The 6,144-nt window shown below is 60.5% G+C and carries 6 protein-coding genes; 4 read left to right on the forward strand and 2 right to left on the reverse strand.

Annotated elements, in window-relative coordinates; genetic code table 11:
* The first annotated feature begins 16 nt into the window (after positions 1-16).
* The 3 genes from IC235_RS19120 (at position 17) to IC235_RS19130 (ending at position 2,862) form a co-directional block, all read left to right on the forward strand.
* Positions 17-1,084, forward strand: a complete 1,068-nt coding sequence (locus tag IC235_RS19120; RefSeq protein ID WP_191006808.1) for an o-succinylbenzoate synthase — start codon at positions 17-19, stop codon at positions 1,082-1,084.
* 90 nt (positions 1,085-1,174) lie between these two features.
* Complete coding sequence (locus IC235_RS19125; RefSeq protein ID WP_191006809.1) at positions 1,175-2,425, forward strand: aspartyl protease family protein; 1,251 nt, start codon at positions 1,175-1,177, stop codon at positions 2,423-2,425.
* 59 nt (positions 2,426-2,484) lie between these two features.
* Entirely contained in the window at positions 2,485-2,862 is a 378-nt protein-coding gene (locus IC235_RS19130; RefSeq protein WP_191006810.1) for a DUF423 domain-containing protein, read from the forward strand.
* A gap of 448 nt (positions 2,863-3,310) precedes the next feature.
* Here the strand turns inward: IC235_RS19130 and IC235_RS19135 are convergent, their stop codons facing one another.
* Complete coding sequence (locus IC235_RS19135) at positions 3,311-3,853, reverse strand: DUF1573 domain-containing protein (RefSeq protein ID WP_191006811.1); 543 nt, start codon at positions 3,851-3,853, stop codon at positions 3,311-3,313.
* Positions 3,854-4,112: 259 nt separating this feature from the next.
* Between IC235_RS19135 and IC235_RS19140 the strand changes: the two genes are divergently transcribed.
* Complete coding sequence (locus tag IC235_RS19140) at positions 4,113-4,424, forward strand: hypothetical protein (RefSeq protein WP_191006812.1); 312 nt, start codon at positions 4,113-4,115, stop codon at positions 4,422-4,424.
* 205 nt (positions 4,425-4,629) lie between these two features.
* Here IC235_RS19140 and IC235_RS19145 read toward each other — a convergent pair.
* The coding region (locus tag IC235_RS19145) for a T9SS type A sorting domain-containing protein (RefSeq protein ID WP_191006813.1) at positions 4,630-6,144 on the reverse strand (1,515 nt) is incomplete at its 5' end.

Genomic DNA, 6,144 nt, shown 5'->3' on the forward strand with positions numbered 1-6,144 from the left:
CGCCCATCTTTGCGCTATGCTTAGTCTCAGCTTCTCGCGGCGCGTACTGCGCTTTAACTTCCCGGCCCGCACTTCCCGCGGAGCGCTGGCCGAACACGTGGCCTGGTACGTGCACCTGGCCGACCAAGCCGATCCCGCGGTGGTCGGGCTGGGCGAAGCTGCCCCGTTAGCCGGCCTTAGCCCCGACTACGGCCCTGATTTTCCGGAAATAATTGCGCTCCTCTGTGAACGCTTCAATGCCGGGGCGTTTGCCGCTTTTTCCGCGGCCGATGCCTCGGCATTTGTGGGTCCGGGCCTCCCCTCTCTGGTGTTTGCGCTAGAAACCGCGGCCCTGGACCTAGCGGGCGGCGGGCGGCGACAGCTGTACACCAATGCCTTTAGCCTCGGTCAGGCCGGGTTGCCCATCAATGGCTTGGTCTGGATGGGCGATGCCCCGTTCATGCGCGAGCAGATTCAGCAAAAGCTCGCCGCCGGGTACTCGTGCTTGAAGCTGAAAATCGGCAGCCTCGATTTTGCCGCTGAGCTAGCCCTGCTAGCCGAAATTCGGGCCGTCGCCGGCCCGGACCAACTCACCTTACGGGTAGATGCCAACGGCGCCTTCACCCCAGCCGACGCGCGGGCGAAACTGGAGCAGCTAGCTGCTTTTCATGTGCACTCCATCGAGCAGCCCCTGGCGGCCGGCCAGGGCCCGGCATTGGCGGCGCTGTGCCGCTCGGCGCCCCTACCCATCGCCCTCGACGAGGAGCTTATTGGCGTGGCCGACCCCGACGAGCAAGCCGCCCTGCTCGACGAGATCCGGCCGGCCTACGTGGTCCTCAAACCCACGCTGCTGGGTGGACACGCGGCAACCCGCCGCTGGATTGCCCTGGCGCAGGCCCGGAACATTGGCTGGTGGATAACCTCGGCCCTGGAATCCAATATTGGCCTCAACGCCGTGGCCCAGCTCACGGGTGAGTACGAGGTGCGTGGCTTCGCGCAAGGGCTGGGCACGGGCCAGTTATACCACAATAACGTAGCGGCACCCCTCCGCATCGCGAACGGCGCTCTGCACTATGCACCCGCCGGACAGTGGGAAAATCCCTAAATAGGGGGGCTTGGATAGGTAAAGAAGCGGGTTATTCGCTTAATTTACCGTTCCGGTTGAGCTCCCTCTGCCATGCTTGTTTCACGTTTTATGCGTCTGCTGCTTTTATTTGGCCTGTGCCTGGAGGCGGGCTTCCCCGCGTACGCCCAAATCGAGAACCCGGGAGCAGCGCCTTTCGCTTTGGCCCGGGCGCGCCGCAAGCAAGCCCGCATACCCATACAGCTGCACCGCAACTTACTGATAGTGAAGTGCCGGGTGAACGGGGCGGGCCCGTTTAACTTCCTGCTCGACACGGGCGTCAACATCTCCATCATCACGTCGACAGCCCTCGCCGACTCGCTGAACCTGCGCCACGGGCAACAGTACCGGGTAGTGGGTGCGGGTGGGGTTGCCACCGGCCTGCTGGCTTACCAAACCGACAGTGTGCGAATGGAAATGCCCGGCATCGTGGCTCCTCACATGACCTGCCTGGTGCTGTCGGAAGACGTGTTAGACCTGTCCGGCTACATCGGGGTGCCCATCTACGGCATTCTGGGCTCGGAGCTATTTCGCAGTTTGGTGGTGACGCTGCGGCTCGAACAAGCCACGATGGTGGTAAGCAATCCGGTTACGTACCGGCGGCCCAAAGGCCGCCGGTGGTCGGAGGTGGCGCTGTCCCTGGAAAACAACAAAGCCTATTTCGTGGCGCCGGTTCAGCTTACCGACTCGCTCACGCTCCCCCTTAAGCTGGTGCTCGACACTGGCGCCAGCCACGCCCTTTCCATCGAGCTGGATTCCGACCCACGGCTGGTGGCGCCGGCCAAGCGCCTGCCCACCAACCTCGGCCGGGGCCTCTCGGGCATGGTTCAGGGCTACTTGGGCCGGGTGGGCACACTGCAACTGGGCCGCTATACCTTGCGTTCGGTGCTCACTTCTTTTCCCAATGCGGCCGACGTGCATCGGCGCGTGGACGTGCCGCGTAACGGCAACATTGGCTACGAATTGCTCAAGCGCTTTTCGCTGGTTATCGACTACCCGCACCAACGCCTGCTGCTGCGGCCCAACACCAAATTCCGCGACCCGTTCGAGCACGACATGTGCGGCATCGACCTGCTGGCTACCGGGCCGGACTACCGCCGCTACCTGGTGCTTAACGTAATGCCCAATTCGCCGGCTGCCGCCGCCGGCCTCCAGCCCAACGACGAGCTGATCAGTATTAACCTGTTACCCATTAGCGCCTTCACCCTCACGCAACTCGACCGAATGCTTCACTCCGAAGACGGGCGCACCCTGTTGATGATACTGCGCGGGACCGACGGTAGTCTGCGCACGACCTCGGTCCGCCTCAAACGGCAGATTTGAGGGCTTGCGGGCCGTACCTTCGCGGCCAGTCCTCATTTTCCCGCTTTACTGCTATTGCTATGACTGCTCGCCTTCTGCTTCAACTCGCGGCCCTGCTCGGCGGGCTGGGGGTGGCTATTGGGGCCTTCGGGGCCCACGCGCTACACGACACGCTGGTAAAAGCCGGACGCCTCGATACCTTCGAGACGGCGGTGCGGTACCAATTCTTCCACGTGCTGGCCCTGCTGGCCATTGGGGTACTGTGGGCGGCGCGCCCGGAACTCCAGACGCTGGGCACCACGGGCTGGCTATGGCTGGGAGGCATTGCTATTTTCAGTGGCTCACTTTACTCCCTCTGCTTCACGGGCATCACCAAGCTGGGCGCCGTAGCGCCGATAGGCGGGCTGTTGCTCATGGCCGGCTGGCTAAGCCTGGTGCTGGCACTTAGGAAGCTGTAAGCCAGGCGTCGGCCTTGGTCCCGTAACATACGATTGGCTATAAGCCTCATCTTTACTCAAGAAGCCGACTCTACTTTTTGAGTAATCTGATTACTGAGCATAGTAATAGCATTGCCCTCTCCGCCCGCATTCAGATCCAGAATTCGCTGTTTTCCACAATTGAGCGGATAGGTTCTGGAGCAGAACATTGGCTGGGACAAAGATGAAGCAGTCCGTTCGGATTTCATCAGCAAGAGCTTTCGTACGTCATCTGAAGATACCCGGGTGGCGGCGATGAAACGTAGTTCTTTTCCCTCCTTCTATCCAAACCTACGCTTCCAAAAGCCTTTGCGAGCCGGCTCATTCATGCGGACTAGCGAGTTGGACCAACTGCCCGCAATTATCACGAAAAAAGGGCCGTTCGCTTGCGCGGACGGCCCTTTTTCGTGGCTACAAAACTTCGGTCACTTTACTTAACCTTGGCCTTCATCTTGGTGTCGCCATTCTTCTCTTTTATTTTCTTGGCGTTCTCCTTAACAGAGGGGGCAGCCGAGGCCGTTGCCGGTTCGGTTTTCGCGGCCGAGGCGGCAGCGGCCCCAGCTTCTTTTACTTCGCCTACCAGCGAAACAGTGGCATTGCCCGCCGTGGCGTTCGATTCAATGGTCAGCACTTTATTCTGCATGCCCATTTTACCGGTCGAGTTAAAGTGAGCGACAATAGTACCGGTTTTGCCGGGTTGTACCGGCTCTTTGGTCCACTCGGGAGTCGTGCAGCCGCAGCTCACGCCAATGTTTGAAATAATGAGGGGCGCAGTGCCCGTATTCTTAAACTTGAAGGTGTGGTCAACGGTACCACCCTGAACTACCGAGCCGAAGTCGTACTTCGACTCTTCGAAGGTAATGGCAGGACCAGCTACCGTGCCAGCGGCTTTATCGGCGGGCTTAGAGGCCTGAGCCTGGGCCGAATACGCGGCGGCAGTCAGGCTAAGGGCGAGGAGCAAGGTTTTTTTCATGAAGCGGGGAATAATATGAGAATTGAAAGGGTAGCGTTCGACAAATTTACTGGTTTTGAGTAGGCTGGCAAATTTACGACCAAACTAACCAAGCGACCCTGAAGAAATCATGAACGCCTCAGCCCCAGTTCTAACTCTTGAATGCTTTGGAATATGGGGAACTGACGCAAAGCCTTCCGCATGATGATGATAATAAAAGAGTTAGTATCCGAACCCGCGCGACAGATTCTTATCCTGCTTCCACAGCAGTTCGCCGCTTTTGCCGTCGTTAATTGGGTTGGCTGCTTTCGAAAGTACCCCAGATGACGCCGTCGACGCCGAGCAACTTCGCTCGATCTTCCGTGGTCATGGTGGTCATTTTTTCGGTTATCACGCTATTCTTAGCCAGCAGGGCGTTGGTTTTGGCTACGTCCTACAACTCATTAGTTGTTTACTCGCTTACCATCCCGCCAAGCGCCTCAAACGTCCGCGGGGTCTGACACCACACGAATTTGTCTGTGCCCAGTGGCAAAAGAACCCGGCTATCTTTACCCGTGATCCGACTCACCTCACCCTGGGAGTATACATCTAGTAAGTCCTTGGCGATGCACAACGTTCGATTTAAACTTGTCATCCACAATCACAACCTCTCCTTCAGATTAGACCACTACTAAAAAAGAGTTCCGACCAGAGAGGCGGAACTCTTTCCTGAAGGCACCCAAAAAAGGGAGCACCATCCGGCGGCGTGGCACAGTTCGCGAGTGGCTGTAGCCGCCCGCGAAACCGCGCTGAGTGGCTCAGTTGCGAATCAGGGGCAGGGCCAGGCTCACGCCGCCACCCACTACGCGCACCACGTAATGGCCCTGAGGCAGGTGCTCTACACGGAGCGAGTGCATACGTGCGCCCTCCAGCCCATACGTGCTCACGGTGCGCCCCTGCAGGTCGAGGAGGCGTACCTGATAAGTGCCGGCCGGCAACTGCCGCAGGTCAAGGGAGGTCTGGCCCAGGGCCGGGTTAGGATAGAGCACCACGTCGGCATCGTCCGGGCGGGAGAAGTTGATCACGCGTACCGGACTCATGCTGGTGGCGCCGTCGATGTCGAACTGGCGCAGGCGGTAGTAGACCAGGGCCGCGCCCAGGCGGGCGGCCCCAGGGTCGGTGAAGCGGTAGTCAGTGGGGCGGGCACTGGTGCCCTGCCCGCGCACGGTGCCCACGCGCTCAAAGGTGCGCCCGTCGAAGGAGCGCTCCACCTCAAAACGGTCGTTGTGCAGTTCGCTGGCCGTCGTCCAGCGCAGCAGTGCGTCGCTTTTCTCGGCCGCCGCCTCGAAGCCTACCAACTCCACCGGTAGGGGTTTCTGCAGTCCGGTCGTAAGGGCGGATGCGCTGTTGCTCGTGTTGGGGTCGGCCGTGTCCGAACTCACGTTGCTGCTGCCGCTTACAGTTGAGGCAGGCATGGTGAAGGTGATAGTTTTGCTCGTGTTCGTGCCGCTGGCCAGGCTGCTGATGGCGGGCAGCGTCACCACGCCCGTGCTGCTGGTGTAGGTGCCGCCCCCCGACACGGTTACGTTGGTCAGCCCCGTGCTGAGCTGCAGCGTTGGCCGCACGGTGATGGCCGGGCTGGGGCCATCGTTGAAGATGGTGAGCGTGTAGCTGACGGTCGAGCCGGCCAGGGCTGAGCCTGCAGAAGGGCCGGTAAGCGTGGTGCGTAGGTCGGCGGCGGGCGTAGACGTAGTCGTAATAAAAGATGGGTTGTTGCTCGTGTTGGGGTCGGCCGTGGCTGAACTCACATTGCTGCTGCCGCTCACGGTCGAAGCGGGCATGGTGAAGGAGATGGTTCTACTCGTGTTCGTGCCGCTGGCCAGGCTGCTGATGGCGGGCAGCGTCACCACGCCCGTGCTGCTATTGTAGGTGCCGCCCCCCGACACGGTTACGTTGGTCAGCCCCGCGCTGAGCTGCAACGTCGGCTGCACGGTGATGGCCGGGCTGGGGCCATCATTGAAGATGGTGAGCGTGTAGCTGGCAATCGAGCCGTTCAGGGCTGAGCTGGGGCCGGTGAGCGTGGTGCGTAGATTGGCCGCGGGCGTAGACGTAGTTGTAATAAAGGATGGGTTGTTGCTCGTGTTGGAGTCGGCCGTGGCCGAACTCACATTGCTGATGCCGCTCACGGTCGAGGCGGGCATGGTGAAGGAGATGGTTCTGCTCGTGTTCGTGCCGCTGGCCAGGCTGCTGATGGCGGGCAGCGTCACCACGCCCGTGCTGCTATTGTAGGTGCCGCCCCCCGACACGGTTACGTTGGTCAGCCCCGCGCTGAG

The organism is Hymenobacter montanus, assembly GCF_014699115.1.
Taxonomy (GTDB): domain Bacteria; phylum Bacteroidota; class Bacteroidia; order Cytophagales; family Hymenobacteraceae; genus Hymenobacter; species Hymenobacter montanus.